This window comes from Flavobacterium sp. (assembly GCF_039932285.1).
In the GTDB taxonomy this organism is placed as follows: domain Bacteria; phylum Bacteroidota; class Bacteroidia; order Flavobacteriales; family Flavobacteriaceae; genus Flavobacterium.
In genome coordinates this window covers 89,666-106,921 of sequence record NZ_JBDTQE010000003.1, presented here as the reverse complement: position 1 = coordinate 106,921, position 17,256 = coordinate 89,666, and the positions used below count along the sequence as shown (strand labels likewise).

15 protein-coding genes are annotated in these 17,256 nt (G+C 33.0%); 7 read left to right on the top strand and 8 right to left on the bottom strand.

Annotated features, from left to right (window positions below; translation table 11 throughout):
- Positions 1–139 precede the first annotated feature (139 nt).
- Positions 140–1,336, bottom strand: coding sequence for a glycine C-acetyltransferase (kbl, locus tag ABI549_RS01570; protein WP_348074689.1), 1,197 nt, complete (start codon positions 1,334–1,336; stop codon positions 140–142).
- Positions 1,337–1,397: 61 nt separating this feature from the next.
- A complete protein-coding gene (locus tag ABI549_RS01565) occupies positions 1,398–4,556 on the bottom strand; it encodes a UvrD-helicase domain-containing protein (RefSeq protein WP_348074688.1) in 3,159 nt (1,052 codons plus the stop codon).
- 333 nt (positions 4,557–4,889) lie between these two features.
- Here ABI549_RS01565 and ABI549_RS01560 point away from each other — a divergent pair, with 333 nt between their 5' ends.
- Positions 4,890–5,495, top strand: coding sequence for a superoxide dismutase (locus ABI549_RS01560; protein ID WP_348074687.1), 606 nt, complete (start codon positions 4,890–4,892; stop codon positions 5,493–5,495).
- Between the two features lie 523 nt (positions 5,496–6,018).
- Here the strand turns inward: ABI549_RS01560 and ABI549_RS01555 are convergent.
- The 4 genes from ABI549_RS01555 to ABI549_RS01540 all read right to left on the bottom strand — a co-directional run bounded on the left by ABI549_RS01555 (position 6,019) and on the right by ABI549_RS01540 (position 10,033).
- The gene (locus tag ABI549_RS01555) at positions 6,019–7,917 is read right to left on the bottom strand and encodes an amidophosphoribosyltransferase (protein ID WP_348074686.1); all 1,899 of its coding nucleotides are present in this window, start codon (positions 7,915–7,917) and stop codon (positions 6,019–6,021) included.
- Positions 7,918–7,985: 68 nt separating this feature from the next.
- Positions 7,986–8,909 carry a PfkB family carbohydrate kinase gene (locus ABI549_RS01550; RefSeq protein ID WP_348074685.1) on the bottom strand — a complete coding sequence of 308 codons (924 nt, stop codon included), beginning with the start codon at positions 8,907–8,909 and terminating at the stop codon, positions 7,986–7,988.
- Positions 8,910–8,986: 77 nt separating this feature from the next.
- Positions 8,987–9,466, bottom strand: coding sequence for a ribonuclease HI (gene rnhA, locus ABI549_RS01545; RefSeq protein ID WP_348074684.1), 480 nt, complete (start codon positions 9,464–9,466; stop codon positions 8,987–8,989).
- A 3-nt stretch (positions 9,467–9,469) separates the two neighbouring features.
- Positions 9,470–10,033 carry a phosphoribosylglycinamide formyltransferase gene (locus ABI549_RS01540; protein ID WP_348074683.1) on the bottom strand — a complete coding sequence of 188 codons (564 nt, stop codon included), beginning with the start codon at positions 10,031–10,033 and terminating at the stop codon, positions 9,470–9,472.
- Between the two features lie 174 nt (positions 10,034–10,207).
- Here ABI549_RS01540 and ABI549_RS01535 point away from each other — a divergent pair, with 174 nt between their 5' ends.
- From ABI549_RS01535 to pyk, 5 genes are all read left to right on the top strand, one after another.
- On the top strand, positions 10,208–10,444 hold the full coding sequence (locus ABI549_RS01535; RefSeq protein WP_007137004.1) for an acyl carrier protein: 237 nt from the start codon (positions 10,208–10,210) through the stop codon (positions 10,442–10,444).
- Between the two features lie 199 nt (positions 10,445–10,643).
- Entirely contained in the window at positions 10,644–11,894 is a 1,251-nt protein-coding gene (gene fabF, locus ABI549_RS01530; protein WP_348074682.1) for a beta-ketoacyl-ACP synthase II, read from the top strand.
- A gap of 8 nt (positions 11,895–11,902) precedes the next feature.
- Positions 11,903–12,643 carry a ribonuclease III gene (gene rnc, locus ABI549_RS01525; RefSeq protein ID WP_348074681.1) on the top strand — a complete coding sequence of 247 codons (741 nt, stop codon included), beginning with the start codon at positions 11,903–11,905 and terminating at the stop codon, positions 12,641–12,643.
- 114 nt (positions 12,644–12,757) lie between these two features.
- Complete coding sequence (locus tag ABI549_RS01520) at positions 12,758–13,237, top strand: IPExxxVDY family protein (RefSeq protein ID WP_348074680.1); 480 nt, start codon at positions 12,758–12,760, stop codon at positions 13,235–13,237.
- A 3-nt stretch (positions 13,238–13,240) separates the two neighbouring features.
- Positions 13,241–14,671: a pyruvate kinase gene (gene pyk, locus ABI549_RS01515; protein WP_348074679.1), complete on the top strand. Its 1,431-nt coding sequence runs from the start codon at positions 13,241–13,243 to the stop codon at positions 14,669–14,671.
- Positions 14,672–14,845: 174 nt separating this feature from the next.
- On the opposite strand, the gene ABI549_RS01510 is transcribed toward pyk, so the two are convergent.
- Together ABI549_RS01510 and dinB are read right to left on the bottom strand one after the other, a co-directional pair.
- Positions 14,846–15,439, bottom strand: coding sequence for a hypothetical protein (locus ABI549_RS01510; protein ID WP_348074678.1), 594 nt, complete (start codon positions 15,437–15,439; stop codon positions 14,846–14,848).
- Positions 15,440–15,522: 83 nt separating this feature from the next.
- Positions 15,523–16,602 carry a DNA polymerase IV gene (gene dinB, locus ABI549_RS01505; RefSeq protein ID WP_348074677.1) on the bottom strand — a complete coding sequence of 360 codons (1,080 nt, stop codon included), beginning with the start codon at positions 16,600–16,602 and terminating at the stop codon, positions 15,523–15,525.
- Positions 16,603–16,787: 185 nt separating this feature from the next.
- Between dinB and ABI549_RS01500 the strand changes: the two genes are divergently transcribed.
- On the top strand, positions 16,788–17,255 hold the full coding sequence (locus ABI549_RS01500; RefSeq protein ID WP_348074676.1) for a CYTH domain-containing protein: 468 nt from the start codon (positions 16,788–16,790) through the stop codon (positions 17,253–17,255).
- The last annotated feature ends 1 nt before the right edge of the window (position 17,256 follow it).

Here is a 17,256-nt window from a genome sequence, read left to right as displayed (position 1 = left end):
ACATGGAAACAAAAAGTTTGTTAAGATGTTTCATACTTAATTTTATTTGATTACATTACGTTATTGTGACAAAAGTAACTAGGAAATTATTAATTACAAAATGAATTGTTAAAAAAGTTAGATAAAAAGTGAAAAAAAATTATTTTTTAATAATATTTAGAGCTGCTCCAGCTTCTGTAAAAGCTTTGATAGCCTTGTCTAAATGCTCTTTTGTATGTGCAGCAGACAGCTGAACTCTAATCCTTGCTTTGTCTTTAGGAACAACCGGAAAAAAGAATCCGATGACATAAATACCTTTTTCTAGCAATTTTTCAGCCATAACTTGAGATAATTTTGCATCATAAAGCATCACTGGAACAATTGCAGAGTCTCCGTTTATGAAATCCAACCCCGCTTTTCGCATTCCTTCCTTAAAATAATTGGTATTCCATTCTAATTTATCACGAAGTGTGGTGTCTTTTTCTAACAGTTCAAAAACTTTGATAGAAGCTCCAACAATAGCTGGTGCTAATGAGTTTGAAAATAAATATGGGCGTGAACGTTGACGCAAAATTTCGATAATTTCTTTTTTAGCCGTTGTATATCCTCCCATTGCGCCACCAAGTGCTTTACCTAATGTTCCTGTAATAATATCCACGCGACCCATTACCCCTTTAGCCTCGAGCGTTCCTTTTCCGGTTGCACCAATGAATCCAGCGGCGTGACATTCATCAACCATAACCATTGCATCATATTTATCGGCTAAATCACATATTTTGTCTAATGGTGCTACCAAACCGTCCATAGAGAAAACACCATCGGTTACAATTAATTTGAAACGAGTTCCTGCTTCAGTCGCTTTTATTAGTTGTTGTTCTAAATCTTCCATATTGGAATTCTCATAACGATAACGCGCTGCTTTACACAAACGAACTCCATCTATAATTGATGCGTGATTTAAACTATCTGAAATAATACAATCTTCTTCTCCTAATAAGGGTTCGAAAACGCCTCCATTAGCATCAAAAGCGGCTGCATATAATATAGTGTCTTCTGTTCCGTAGAAATTAGCGATTTTTTGTTCTAATGTTTTATGAATGTCTTGTGTACCGCAAATAAAACGAACCGACGACATTCCGAAACCATGAGAATCTAAAGCATCTTTTGCCGCCTGAACTACTTCTGGGTGCGATGATAATCCTAAATAATTATTGGCGCAGAAATTAAGAACGGTTTTGCCATTCACCGTGATTTCTGCTCCTTGTGGTGAAGTGATAACTCTTTCTCTTTTGAAAATTCCGTTTTCTTCGATTGTGTTTAACTCGTTTTGTAAGTGTTGTTTGATTTTTCCGTACATTTTTATGATTTAAAGTTTAAGGTTTCGAGAAACTTTTAATATTTTGCTGTTGATTATTTTTCTACAAATGTACTATTTCTAAATTCTCTCCTATATATATGAGTGATTTTTTCTGCACATTATATCCCATTTCTATCAATGCAAACTCATACTCTTTTAGTTGATTTTCGTGTTTAGGTTGGTGTTTTCCTGTTTTATAATCCAACAAGTAAGCGTTTTGTCCAGAAATAGTAACTCGGTCTGGTTTTATGGTTTTTGAATCTTTTTTAATAATAGTTTGTTCATTAAAAATTTGACCTTTTTCATCAAAAAAATCTTTTAATTCTGGATGTAAAACAATTTCGATAATTGTTTTTTCAACTTCGTCTTGTTGGTTTTCTGTAATAAGTCCGTTTTCTAATGCTTTTTTTATGGCCAATGAAATATCATTTTTGGTTTTTACTCCTGCTAAGATTTCATGTAAAACATTTCCAAATTCGATCGCTTCTTGCTGATGTGTTCCCCACATGAGTGATTCTCGTTGTGCGATTTTTATAGCATTCGGATTAATAACCGAATTTACTACTTCGATATTTTTTCGTTTGGCTTCTAATGGTTTTTGTTTTGAAATTCTTTTTGGATTGCCAAATTCGTAATTCAAAACATCTAAACTGAAGTCTTTGCAATCTTCTAAAAACGCAATAAATAACGAGGCCGAATTGTTAGGCAAATCTCCTGCTTTATTCCTTTCTTTTATACTCGAAATAACATATAATTGTTCCTCAGCCCTTGTTAATGCTACATACAAGACATTTATATTATCTAACAAATCTTCTTGTGTTTTCTGACTGTAAATTGCAGCTGCATTTTCTCCGTATTCGGCTACTTTGCTAGATTTATCTATGAGGAATTTATCGAAATCTAAATCGTCAGATTGAGAATCAATCCAAATTTTTTCTCTTTTTGGCGCACTATAATTTTCTTCTACAAAAGGAAAAATAACTACTGGAAATTCCAATCCTTTCGATTTGTGAATGGTCATAATCCGTATCGCATTAGAGCCTTCAGCAGATGGAATACTCAGTTTTTCAGCTTTTTTATCCCAATAATCTAAGAAATCGGAAATACTCATTTGATATTTTACATCACGCTCTAAAACAATATCCAAGAAATATTGCACATAAGCATTGTTGTTTTTAGGATTGATACATTTGGCAGCAATCAATTCTGCAATTTCGTATAATGATTTTCTTCTACTATTTTGAAATGACAGCTGTATGCCGAAATTAGCCAACCATTTTTCTAATTCGATTTCTTCTTTGTATTGAATTCCTTGAAATATAAAATCATGCGTTTGTATAGTGCTATCGATATTTTGATCCAAATAATACAAGGCATTGGCTAATGATTCGATATCGTTTTTGTCATTTAAGTATCGAAGCATATTGAGTATAAACTTCACTTCCGACGAGGCGTTTATCAATAAACTTTCGGACGAAATAACAGGAATGTCGTTTTCAGTCAAGTAATTTGCTAATAAAACGCCGTGTTTGTTATTTCGAGTTAGCAACACAATTTCATTAAACAAAAAACCTTCTGTTGCTACTTTTCTAATAGTTTGTAAAGTGGTTTTGAGGTAAATGTCATTTTTATCGATGTTTTCATCTTCCTCTTCCGATACGAATTCGGCATCAATTTCTGGTATAAATGAAATATTTACATAACCTCCTTTTTTAGTATTCGATTGCTGAAAACTGCAATTTTCATACAAATCTTTGTAATCTTCGTTGGAAAATTTTTGTGATAAAAATTTAAAAAAATCATTATTAAAATCGATTACAGTATCGAAACTTCGATAATTCGTTTCAAGATTAAAAACTTCTTTGTCTTTATTACTAAAAGGATTTTTGGTTTTGGCCAAATCGATAAACTGTTCTGCTTTTCCGCCACGCCAACGGTAAATAGACTGTTTAGGATCGCCTACAATCATCAGCGAACCTTGAATTCCTTGCAAATCTTCGCTAGAAAGTGCGTTGTCGATTAACGGAATCAAATTTTGCCATTGCATTTCGGAGGTGTCCTGAAACTCATCGATAAAAAAATGCTTGTACTTTTCTCCTAATCGTTCGTAAATAAAAGGCGCTGGTTGGTTTTGAATGTGTTCAAAAATCAGTTTATTAAATTCGGAAATAGACAAAATATTTTGGTCTTCCTGAATTTTAGCCAACTCGTTACTTACCGTATTTAATAACGAAAGTGGTGTAATATTTTTTAGAAAAGCTTGGTAAAAATCCTTCTTTTCGTAGTTTTTATAAACCTTATATAATATGTAAATGAGTTCATCGGCAATTCCTTCAATAATGTCTTTGTCTTTTGCATTTTTATTGATAGCAATATCATCGACAGTTCTAAATTTTTTATGTGTTGGTTTTAGTTCGCTTCTCTGAATAAAACCCAAATGATTGGGAAAAGTTTCTCTAGAAAAAGATTTTACATCAATTCCTTGACTGTCAATAAGCAACATCGCTTCGTTTGCTAAATTGATGTTTTCGTTTTCTAAATCTTTACAAGTTTCTTCTAATCTTGCTTTAAGCGCAATAAATTCTGGAATCGTTTTGTCTTTGAGAGATAAAATTTCTTCGCGATAATTCTCATTTAAAATTAATCTTCCCGTATTCATGATTTCGCTCGAAACGTCCCACGATTTATCATCGTCAGTTTTTTCCATGGTAAAATCGACGAGTAATTTAGTGAGCACTTCATCTTCGCCAGCTTTTGCAACAATAGCATCTACGGCTTCTTGCAAGAGATTTTCTGTATCAGTAGAAACATCAAAAGTGATAGGCAAACCCAAATCGAAAGCAAAGGCACGAATTACTTTATGGGTAAATTTATCGATCGTCGAAATATCGAAAGCAGCATAATTATGAATAATATTTTTTATGATCGACTGTGCTTTAGTTTTGATTTGAAAGGAGTTCAAGTTAATTTCTTTGGCTAAATCATCCATCAATTGAATTGATTTTTCAGTAGGATTGTCTTTAGAAAAATCGAAAAGACTGTCTATAATTCTAGTTTTCATTTCGAAAACTGCTTTGTTGGTAAAGGTTATGGCGAGAATATTTTTATAAGCGTCATTTTGCTTGGCTTTTAGAATAATTTTTAGATATTCTTTGACCAAAGTATAGGTTTTCCCCGAACCAGCCGATGCGTTATATATAGAGAATGCAGGTGTTTTCATTTTATAATTGCGAATTTTGCTGATTCGAAATATTGAATTAAAATACTCCGTTTGGCTTTATTACTAATGGCTAGCCCCGATTACTTCACATTATTTCTATTTTCATTGGAATTTAGTGAACTTCGTTTGAAACGGAAATCCTTTTGTTTTTTTCTTTAAAAAACAAAAGATTGAAGTGTAAAGCGGGAAATAGCTTCAAATCCTTTTTTTGGTAAAACTAGAATTATAAAATTCACACTTTTAATGAAATTATAACAGCTTGAAATTTTAATTCCAAAGTTAATTGATTAATTTTGAATTTAAATATATACTAATCATTTTAAATATACAATTATGGCTTTCGAATTACCACAATTACCTTATGCATACGATGCATTAGAACCACATATTGATGCAAGAACAATGGAGATTCACCATTCGAAACATCATAATGCTTATACGACAAACTTAAATGCTGCGATTGCAGGAACAGATCTTGAAGGAAAAAGCATTGAAGAAATCTTAAAAAACCTTGATTTAACTAAAGCGGCTGTTCGTAATAACGGTGGTGGGTTTTTTAATCACAATTTGTTCTGGACAGTTATGTCTCCAAACGGTGGTGGTTTGCCAACGGGTGAATTAGCAACTGCTATAGATTCGGCTTTTGGGACATTTGGAGACTTTAAAGCGGCTTTTGCTAAAGCTGGCGCTACACAATTTGGTTCCGGTTGGGCTTGGTTGTGTCTAAAAGATGGAAAATTGGAAGTTTGCGGAACTCCAAACCAAGACAACACACTAATGCCTGGCGTAGGTTGTGGTGGAACTCCAATTTTAGGAATGGATGTTTGGGAACATGCTTATTACCTGAACTATCAAAACAGAAGACCTGATTATATTGAAGCTTTTTTTAATGTAATAAACTGGAATGAAGTGGCAAGACGTTTTGCTGAGGCGAAATAATCTACTTAAAACAACATTTTTTACAATAGGACGAATAAGCTTTTTAGGAGGTTTGTTCGTTTTTTTATTTTCTTAATTTTATTAAAATAAAAAAGGTAGAATTATTAGTTCTACCTTTTTTGCCCCAAATCTACCATAACTTAACCTACTTATGTAATGGTGAGGTAAAAGTATACTTACTAGGATTTTTTGCCAAAAAAAATCGTTCAATTGTATATAAAATCGTTGATTGAAGAAGTGATGTTCTTTTCTAACTAAATATTGTTAGAGCCTTTCTAACCTAATTTAGTTAGAATAAAAAAATTATTTTTTATTATTTTAAAACTAAAATAATTTAGATCTTATTTTTTCATTTTATTAAAATAAAAAAGGTAGAATTATTAGTTCTACCTTTTTTGCCCCAAATCTACCATAAACTTAACCTACTTATGTAATGGTAGTACTAAAGTATACGCAGTTTGCACGGTCACCAAATTAAATCGTTGAATTGTACAAATACTCGTTGAATTGTAGCTTTCCTTGTTTAGTAAGCTCGAGCGTCTTTACCTTCGTAGAAATTCATAAAAGCTCGGTTTACTACTCGGTTTCCTCCAGGTGTTGGATAATCGCCAGTAAAATACCAGTCTCCTAAATTCTTAGGGCAAGCAATATGCAAATCTTCTACTGTTTGGAAAATAATTTTAACTTCTGCTTTTACAGAATCTTCTGTAAGCATTTCGGCAATTTTATCTGAAACTTCTTGCGGTTTGAATGGTGCATAAATTTCGGTTACAAAATTTACAACTGCATCATCTTTTAGATTTTCTTGTGCTTTACATTTAGCATAAACTTGATCGACAATGTGGTATAAGTTTCTTTCTTTGAGCAATTCTAAAGCGGCTTTAAAAGCAACTAAACCTTCTAATTTTGCCATATCAATTCCGTAACAATCTGGATAACGAATTTGTGGCGCAGATGAAACTACAATAATGCTTTTTGGCTTCAAACGATCCATCATTTTTATGATACTCATTTTTAATGTCGTTCCTCTAACAATACTATCGTCTATTATAACAAGATTGTCTGTTGGTTTTATCACGCCATAAGTAACATCATATACGTGAGCAACTAAATCATCTCGACTGCTGTCTTCGGTAATAAATGTTCGCAATTTTGCGTCTTTTATAGCTACTTTTTCAGTTCTAATTTTTACCGAAAGTAATTCTTGAAGCGATTCGGTTGTTAATGTATCCCGATTGGCAAGAATGAAATTATTTTTTCGTTGATTTAAAAAATCCTGCGCCGCTTCGACCAATCCGTAAAAAGAAGTTTCCGCCGTATTTGGAATATATGAAAAAACAGTGTTGTCAGTATCATTATCTATTGCATGAAGAACTGCTGGAAGTATTAATTTTCCTAGATTTTTTCTTTCTTGATATATTTCGGCATCGCTTCCTCGTGAAAAATAAATTCTTTCGAAAGAACACGCTTTTTTTATGGTTGGTGTAATGATTTCTTCTTCAGAAATTTTTCCGCTTTTTTTGATTATTAAAGCATTTCCTGGTTGTAATTCTTGAATTTTTTCGAAATCGATATTAAAAACAGTTTGTATAACGGGTCTTTCGGAAGCAACTACAACAATTTCGTCATCTTGATAATAATACGCTGGGCGAATTCCTGCTGGATCGCGAAATACAAATCCGTCGCCATGTCCTAATAATCCTGCCATGGCATAACCGCCATCAAGGTTTTTCGATGCTCTTTTTAGAATTTTTACTAAATCAAGTCTTTCGGCTATGATACCTGAAGCTTCTCTTTTTGAAAATCCTTCATTTTTACAATCTTGATATAAGTTAGTTACTTCTTCATCTAGAAAATGTCCTATTTTTTCCATCACAGTAACCGTATCTGCCATTTCCTTTGGATGCTGACCTAACTCTACTAAACTATTGAAAAGTTCTTTGACATTAGTCATATTAAAGTTTCCTGCCAATAGCAAGTTTCTATGCATCCAATTATTTTGACGTAAAAAGGGATGAACATTTTCAATACTGTTCTTACCAAAAGTTCCGTAACGAACGTGACCTAAAAATAACTCTCCAATATATGGAATATTTGCTTTTTGAAGCGCAACATTATCTGCATATTCTGGATTGGCAATCATTTCTTCGTTAATCCTAGAATTTATTTGTGCAAAAACATCTTGTATGGCTTGTGCGTCATTAGAGCGTACTCTGCTTATGTATCTTTCGCCAGGTTCTACATCTAGTTTTATACTTGCAAAACCAGCGCCATCTTGACCACGATTGTGTTGTTTTTCCATAAGGAGATACATTTTTTGTATTCCGTAGAAAGCGGTGCCATATTTCTCTTTATAAAACTCAAGCGGTTTTAATAATCTTAAAAAAGCTATTCCACACTCATGTTTGATTGCATCACTCATTGGGTTGTTGTAATTTTGTAGTTATTGTCAAATCAAAAACGCCCCGAAAATTTCGAGGCGTTTTTTTATTATAATTCTATTTCAAATTGTGTTAAAGACTTGAATTGTTTCAAGCGGCTTTTCACTTCATCTTCTTTTAGTTCTAACATTCTTTCGGTTCCAAATTTCTCTACACAAAAAGAAGCTAAATTAGAACCTTGAATAATAGCGGTTTTCATAGTTTCAAAAGAAACATTTCCTTGTTGAGTAATAAATCCTGCAAATCCACCTGCAAAAGTGTCTCCTGCTCCAGTTGGATCAAAAACATCTGCTAAAGGCAAAGCTGGCGCGAAGAAAATATGTTCGTTGTGGAAAATTAACGCTCCGTGTTCTCCTTTTTTAATCACTACATATTTTGGTCCCATTGCATGAATTTTCGCTGCAGCTTTTACTAGAGAATATTCTCCAGATAACTGACGTGCTTCTTCATCATTAATTGTAATTACGTCAACACGTTTGATTACGTCTAACAATTCTGGCAAAGCACAATCCATCCAAAAATTCATAGTGTCTAAAACTACTAATTTTGGTTTTTCGGTCATTTGATTTAAAACCCCTGATTGCACGATTGGGTGTAAGTTTCCTAACATAACCACGTCGGCATTTTTGAAATTTTCTGGTACAATTGGGTTGAAATCTGCTAAAACATTTAATTCTGTAGCTAACGTATCTCTTGAATTCATATCGTTATGATATTTTCCGCTCCAGAAGAACGTTTTTCCGCCTTTTACTACTTCAAGACCTGAAATGTCAATATTTCTTGAAGTTAATAAATCTAAATATTCTTGTGGAAAATCGTCCCCTACAACCGAAACTATTGCTGATTGCAAGTTAAAATGGGAAGCCGAAAGCCCTATATATGTTCCTGCACCACCTAAAATCTTGTCTGTTTTTCCAAAAGGAGTTTCAATAGCGTCGAAAGCAACGGTTCCAACAATTAATAATTTATTCATTATCTTTAGTTTCAAATTAAAGTGCAAAGATAGTTTTTAAGTTACAAAGTTGCAACGATTGAAAGTTGTAAAGTTTATCACAAAATTTTATTCTCTTCCCTCTCATAAAACGCATCGATAGAAAGTGTTTTTTGATTTGATGCAAAAACTGCTAATTCATCACATCGTTCGTTTTGTCGATGATTGTTATGTCCTTTTATCCATTTAAAATCGACTTGATGCTTTCTGTAAATAATTAAGAAACGTTTCCATAAATCTGAATTTTTCCGATTTACAAATCCTTTTTTCTCCCAACCTAAAACCCATTTTTTCTCGACAGAATCTACTACATATTTAGAGTCTGAAACAACTAAAACTTTCATGTTGGGGTTTTTTAGTTTTTCTAAACCCACGATTACTGCTAACAATTCCATTCTGTTATTGGTTGTGTAACGAAAACCTTCATAAAATTCTTTTTTGAAAGTAGTTCCAACCAATTCCATCACAACACCATAGCCTCCTGGACCAGGATTCCCTTTGGCAGCACCATCAGTATATATATGTACTTCGTGATTCAACTTTTAGCTTGTTAAGAGTTTTTCTATTTCTTTTGGAAAATATTCCATTTCTAATTCGTGAATTTTTTGAGCAATTTCTTCTGGCGTTTTGCACTTTATAATTGAAATACTTTTTTGAAAGATAAATTCACCTTCATCATAATTTTTATTTACATAATGAATAGTGATTCCAGTTTCTGCTTCTTTGTTTTCTAAAACTGCTGTGTGCACATTGATCCCATACATTCCTTTTCCTCCATATTTTGGAAGCAAAGCAGGATGAATATTTATTATTTTATTAGGAAAGGTTTCAATAATACTTTCTGGAAATTTTAGCAGAAAACCTGCCAGAACAATTAAGTCTGGCTTTATTTTTTTTATTTTTTCTAAAACAGTACCATCAGAAAGCTCAATTTTATTGAATACTTCGGTTGGAACCTCAAGGTAATTTGCTTTGTCTAAGACTTTGGCATGTACATTGTTAGTAAATATTGTGGCTACGTTTATTTGAATATTATTTTTAAAATATAAAACAATATTTTCGGCATTAGAACCCGACCCAGAAGCAAATATTACAACCTTTTTCATTTATACTGTGATTTATATTGCGCAAAAAAAAGAATAATAAATGATAATAAATAAAAATAATTGCTCTTTGTGAAAATATTTTTTTAAATTCGTTGTCAGATTTATTAACTAAAATGTGGTTTTAAGATAAAGTTTTTTATTTTTGCCATCAATTAAAATTTAAAATTAAAGATTATGTCAGACATTGCATCAAGAGTAAAAGCGATTATCGTAGACAAATTAGGCGTTGACGAAAACGAAGTTGTAACAGAAGCAAGCTTCACAAACGATTTAGGAGCTGATTCATTAGACACTGTTGAGCTAATAATGGAGTTCGAAAAAGAATTTGATATTCAAATTCCAGACGACCAAGCTGAAAACATTGCTACGGTAGGTCAAGCGATTTCTTACATCGAAGAAGCTAAAAAATAATATTTTCAAACATCTGTAAGTGAAATACCTTACAGGTGTTTTTTTATTTTTTCAAATGTCTTTAAAATCTTTTGTAGATTTGTAAAAAACACTGATTGTATTACAATCATAAAAATATTTATGTAATACCCCATTGTTTCTTTTAGTAATAATTAAAAGTACTTTGGGTTTTTTTATATTAAACAAAACGAACTAAACTATGCAATTAAAGCGAGTAGTAGTAACAGGATTGGGTGCACTTACACCTATTGGAAATAACATTCAAGAATATTGGAACGCATTAATAAGTGGGAAAAGCGGCGCTGCTCCCATCACTTATTATGATACCGAAAAACACAAAACTAAGTTTGCTTGCGAGGTAAAGAACTTCAATATTGAAGATTTTATGGATCGCAAAGAAGCTAGAAGAATGGATAAATTTGCTCAATATGCCGTTGCTGCAAGTGAAGAAGCTATAAAAGATGCTGGAATAACCGATACTAATGTAGACAAACACAGGGTTGGAGTTATTTGGGGAGCTGGAATAGGTGGGCTAGAAACTTTTCAAGAAGAAGTTTTAAGTTATGCTAAAGGCGACGGAACACCGAGATTTAACCCTTTCTTTATACCAAAAATGATTGCTGATATTGCTCCTGCTCATATCTCTATGAGAAATGGCTTTATGGGTCCAAATTATACTACAGTTTCTGCTTGTGCTTCTTCTGCAAATGCATTAATTGATGCTTTCAATTATATTAGGTTGGGAATGTGCGACATCATTATTTCTGGAGGTTCAGAAGCTGCTGTTACTATTGCAGGAATGGGTGGGTTTAATTCGATGCAAGCCTTATCTACTAGAAATGACAGTCCAGAAACTGCTTCAAGACCATTTGACGCAACTCGCGACGGATTTGTTCTTGGCGAAGGTGCTGGTGCATTAGTTTTAGAAGAATATGAACACGCGATTGCTCGTGGCGCAAAAATATATTGTGAAGTGGGTGGTGGCGGAATGTCATCTGACGCATATCATCTTACTGCACCACATCCAGAAGGATTAGGTGTTATTGCAGTAATGAATAATACACTTCGTGATGCAAGAATGAATCCTGAAGAAGTAGACCATATCAATACACACGGAACTTCAACTCCGCTTGGAGATGTTGCCGAATTGAAAGCGATAAGCCATGTTTTTGGAGCACATGCTAAAAACATTAATATCAATTCGACAAAATCGATGACTGGACATTTGCTTGGTGCTGCTGGTGCTATTGAAGCCATTGCTTCTATACTATCTATCAAACACGGAATAGTTCCTCCAACAATAAACCACACAACTATCGACGAAAACATTAACCCAGAATTAAACTTAACACTAAATGTGGCTCAAAAAAGAGATGTAAAAGTGGCTATGAGTAATACTTTTGGTTTTGGTGGTCACAATGCTTGTGTTTTATTTAAAAAATTAGTTTAATTACTCGCATGAGTATTATTAAAAAAATATTTTCAAATTCCCGTTCTACAGAGGACGGGCTTTTTTTTGATAAACTCGAAAAAATATTAGGATTCAAACCTTCAAATCTTATTCATTTTCGCAAAGCATTTACGCATCGATCTATGAATAAATTAGATGAAAAAGGCAATCCAATGAATTATGAGCGACTAGAATTTATGGGTGATGCCATGTTAGGAAGTGTTATTGCTGCTCATTTATTCAACATGGTTCCAGACGGAGATGAAGGTTATCTAACTAAAATGCGGTCTAAAATTGTAAGTCGAGAACACTTGAACGAATTAGGAAAAGACCTTAATTTGATTCAGTTTTTAGAAAGTAAAGTGACCATTCAAAATTTTGGAGAAAATATACATGGAAATCTTTTTGAAGCATTTATTGGAGCGATTTATCTAGATAGAGGTTTTGTGTACTGCGAGAAATTTATTCATAAAAAAGTAATCAAACCTTATGTAGATATTGACAAACTAGAGGGAAAAGTCATTAGTTACAAAAGTCTTGTTATAGAATGGTGTCAGAAGGAAAAAAGACAATTTCATTATGATATTTATGAAGATAACGATGCAGGAAAACTAAAATATTTTGGAGTAAAATTGAGTATTGATAATAAAGTTATATCAAAAGCTCGAGCGACATCAAAAAAGAAAGCAGAAGAAATAGCGTCAAAAAGAGCGTATTTTGCATTTCAAACAAAAATAGATGGCAAATAATCCATTTATTTTAAAACTATAACGTTATAGTTAACAATTTAACAAAAACCTAAATTTGTTAACTGGTTTTTAACTAATAGAAATACTATCTTTACACCTTATTTTTAGTACTTTATGGCGATTCATAAATTATATCTTGAGGATTTTGATCAAGTCGATTATAACTTAATTGCCATTCATACCTCACAAGAAGATTACAAATTAGCATTTAAACTAAATCAGAAATTAACTATTTCGCTCAGTAAAAACGAAAATGAAATTCCTGTCGAAATTCAGGAAAAGTTAACCCATTTTTCTCGTTTTACTTACGATGATGATGAGAAAATGGTGGTTTGGGATTTAATTCAAAATAAACAAAAAATCGATTTACCTAATGAAGACATAGTCGCAAATTTATTTGAAAACAAAAATTTTACACGACGAATCTCCTTAGTTTCTGAACTAAAAAAAGTAGATTTTTTTCTAAAAATAGAACACGATTCTCAATACAAAATAAAAGATATTATAAGCAAAATAAACAAAATTGATTCTATAAGTGCCGTTTATGAAGTAAACGCAAACGAAATAAAATCAAAAAATAATTTAATTTTTTAAGAAATGCCAACAAATAAAAAAACTAAAATTGTAGCTACACTTGGTCCAGCATGTAGTACAAAAGAAGTATTAAACGATATGATTAAAGCTGGGGTAAATGTCTTCAGAGTTAATTTTTCGCATGCAGATTATGAAGATGTAAAATCTAAAATAGATATAATTCGAGGATTAAACGAAGAATTTGGCTACACAACAGCCATTCTTGGCGACTTGCAAGGCCCTAAACTCCGTGTTGGTGTGATGAAAGAAGATGTGGTGGTAAATCCAGGTGACATCATTACGTTTCAAACTATTGCTGACATTCCTGGAACTGCCGATAGGGTTTACATGAACTATAAAGAATTTCCGAAAGATGTAAAACCAGGCGAAAAAATATTGCTCGACGACGGAAAATTAATGTTCGAAGCATTAGAAACAAACGGAACAACAGAGGTTTTGTGCAAAGTTATTCAAGGTGGCCCATTGAAATCTAAAAAAGGCGTGAACCTTCCAAACACCAAAATCTCATTGCCAGCATTGACCGAAAAAGACATTAAAGATGCCATTTTTGCAATCGAACATAAATTGGACTGGATAGCACTTTCGTTTGTAAAAACGCCAAAAGATTTGCAAGATTTACAAGAACTAATCGAAAAACATTCAGAATATAAAATTCCGATTATAGCCAAAATCGAAATGCCCGAAGCATTGGTAAATATTGACAAAATTATTGCGTATTCTGACGCATTGATGGTAGCTCGTGGTGATTTGGGTGTAGAACTTCCTGCTCACGAAGTGCCATTAGTACAAAAAGATTTGATTCTGAAAGCTAAAACGGCTCGAATTCCAGTAATTGTTGCCACACAAATGATGGAAACCATGATTACAAGCCTTACACCAACTCGTGCCGAGGTAAATGACGTTGCCAACTCTGTTATGGATGGTGCCGATGCAGTAATGCTCTCCGGAGAAACATCAGTTGGAAATTATCCTGTTCAAGTAATTGAGCAAATGACCCGAATTATCGAGGCTGTCGAAGACTCACCGCTAATCCACGTGCCTCAAAACACACCGCAAATTCGTACCAATCGTTTTATTACCAAAACAATTTGCCACCATGCAGCAACTATGGCAAATGCTATCAATGCCAAAGCAATTTGTACCTTAACCAATAGTGGATACACTGCTTTTCAGATTTCTGCATGGCGACCATCTGCTCATGTATTGGTTTTTACATCTAACAAAAGGATTCTTACCCAACTTAATTTGCTTTGGGGTGTAAAATCATTTTACTATGACAAATTTGTAAGCACCGATGATACTGTGACCGATGTAAATGAAATAGCTCGTGTAAAAGGATTTGTAGAAAAAGGCGACTTCTTAATAAACTTAGCTGCTATGCCAGTAACTGAAAAAGGAATGGTAAACACATTGAGAGTTTCAGAGATTGAGTAATTTTTAAAAATTACATAAAGAATATAACCCAACACATAAAATTTGTTGGGTTATTTTATTTAACAAGAAAGCCTAATAAGAATAGTTTGTGTTTTCAAAGATGTTTCGGACAAATGAAAGTTTTTAATAGGACTCCTAAGATTTAAAACATCACACCTCTTTCTTCTAAAAAAACTAATGAAAAACACCAATCGAGCGTTTCTCAATGTCTTTCATTAATCTGGAATAACATCCTAACAATATTTGACGTTTTGGACCACTAAAACTCAGCCCAGAATCTTCATCAATAGCTCCATAAAACCCTTGCTTGTAGATGATTGTGCCTTGATTTAAATCGTAAACCTCCATAAATACTATTGCAAAAGTCATTTGTTTAATATAATAATCATGTGCTAAATAATCGAAATTGCTTATATCATTTCGTTTATCTTGACATTTGATATTGATATAAAAATCGTATCCAGTTCCTTTTTTCAAATCTAATATTTCTGATTTACTAGGATTGAAAGGCACTTTAACGGGTAATAATAAAGACTTCTCTTTTAAAGAAAAGGAAAATCTCTCTTTAAGATGAGTAGAAAGATCCTTTAAAACCAATTCGGTTAATTCTTTTCTAACATATGCATCAACTTCAATAGTACCAAGCAACCATTTCCCTTTAGAAAAATCCAATCCAGCTGTTTGTACATAATTTAGCTTACGATAAGTTGTCGATGAACATGAAAATAAAAAAAGGAATAGTGAAAAAAATGAAAGGAATCTTATCATAGTATAAATTTAAGATTTCTCCATGTTGTTTTTTTGGAGAATTTAGGCAAAAATAGACTATTTTTTTGTCAAAAAATGTGTTATTAAAACTCAAATCTTAACTGAACCACAATCGTTTTTTTAATCTCTGTATTCAAATTAGCGAGAGAAATTCCTAGTAATCGCACCGAATCTTTCATTCGTTCTTGGTATAATAATTCTTTAACAGTTTCAAAAATAATCCCTTTATCGGAAACAAAATAAGGCAAGGTTTTACTTCGGGTTTGCTGTGTAAAATCACTATATTTTATCTTTAATGTGATTGTTTTTCCTGATATTTTGTGTTTTTGAAGTCTTCGTTCGAGTTCAGAAGCAATTTGCTCCAATCGTTCGGCCATAAATATTTCAGAAGTAAGATTGGTGTCAAAGGTGTGTTCGGCAGCGACCGATTTTGTCGTTCTATTCGGTTTTACTTCACTGTTGTGAATGCCACGCACAATATTATAATAATGAGCACCACTTTTGCCAAAATGTTCCTCGAGATATTCGACCGTTTTTCTTTTTAAATCTTTTCCTGTAAAAATACCGTGTTGGTACATTTTTTCGGTGGTTACTTTTCCTATTCCGTAGAATTTTTTAATATCTAAAGCTTCCAAGAAATCTTCAATTTCTTCTGGATTAATGGTTTTTTGTCCGTTGGGTTTGTTATAATCGGAAGCGATTTTTGCCACAAACTTATTTGCCGATATTCCCGCCGAAGCAGTTAGACCCACTTCATCAAAAATGCGTTTTCTAATTTCTTGTGCAATAAGTGTGGCGCTAGGATTTCCTTTTTTGTTTTGGGTCACATCTAGATAAGCTTCATCGAGGGATAAGGGTTCAACCAAATCAGTATAGTCATAAAATATTTTTTGGATTTTTTTCGAAATTTCCCTGTATCTGTCAAAACGAGGGGAAACAAAAATTAAATCAGGACAATTTCGCTTGGCTTGAGCACCACTCATCGCACTACGAACGCCAAATTTTCGAGCCTCATAACTTGCTGCCGAAACTACACCTCGAATTTCGCTTCCTCCAACAGCCAAAGGTTTTCCTTTTAGATCAGGATTGTCCATTTGCTCGACCGATGCATAAAATGCATCCATATCGATGTGAATTATTTTTCGCTGTGGATTATCTGACATGGTACAAATTTATAATTATTTCACAGAGATTCACGGAGAAAAGGCAGAGATTCACAGACTTTTGATTTTAAAATAATATATCTTTGAGAACTGAAATCCATAGCCCAGATAGTAGTGAAAATCCTTTTGCTTTTTAAAGAAAAAGCAAAAGATTGTAACGAATAGCTGGAAGTAGCTCCTAAAAAATGATAGAAATAGAACGCAAATTTTTAGTTTTAAATAATGATTTTATTGCTTTGGCTGTTGCCAAAAACAGAATCGTACAAGGTTACTTAAATTCTAATCCTGAGCGAACAGTTCGTGTAAGAATTAAAGGGAGCAAAGGTTTTCTGACTATAAAAGGTAAAGGTAACGAATCTGGAACGACAAGGTTAGAATGGGAAAGCGAAATCCCATTGCCCGATGCCGAAAAATTATTGGCTATATGCGAAAATGGCGTGATTGACAAAATCAGATACGAAATTCTATCAGGGAAACACACCTACGAAGTAGATGTTTTTGCTGAACAAAACAATGGTTTGATCGTTGCGGAAATAGAACTTGATGACGAAAATGAATTTTTCGAAAAACCGAATTGGCTGGGTCAAGAAGTGACTGGCGATAATAAATATTATAATGCCTATTTGAGTAACAATCCTTTTGGAAACTGGTAAA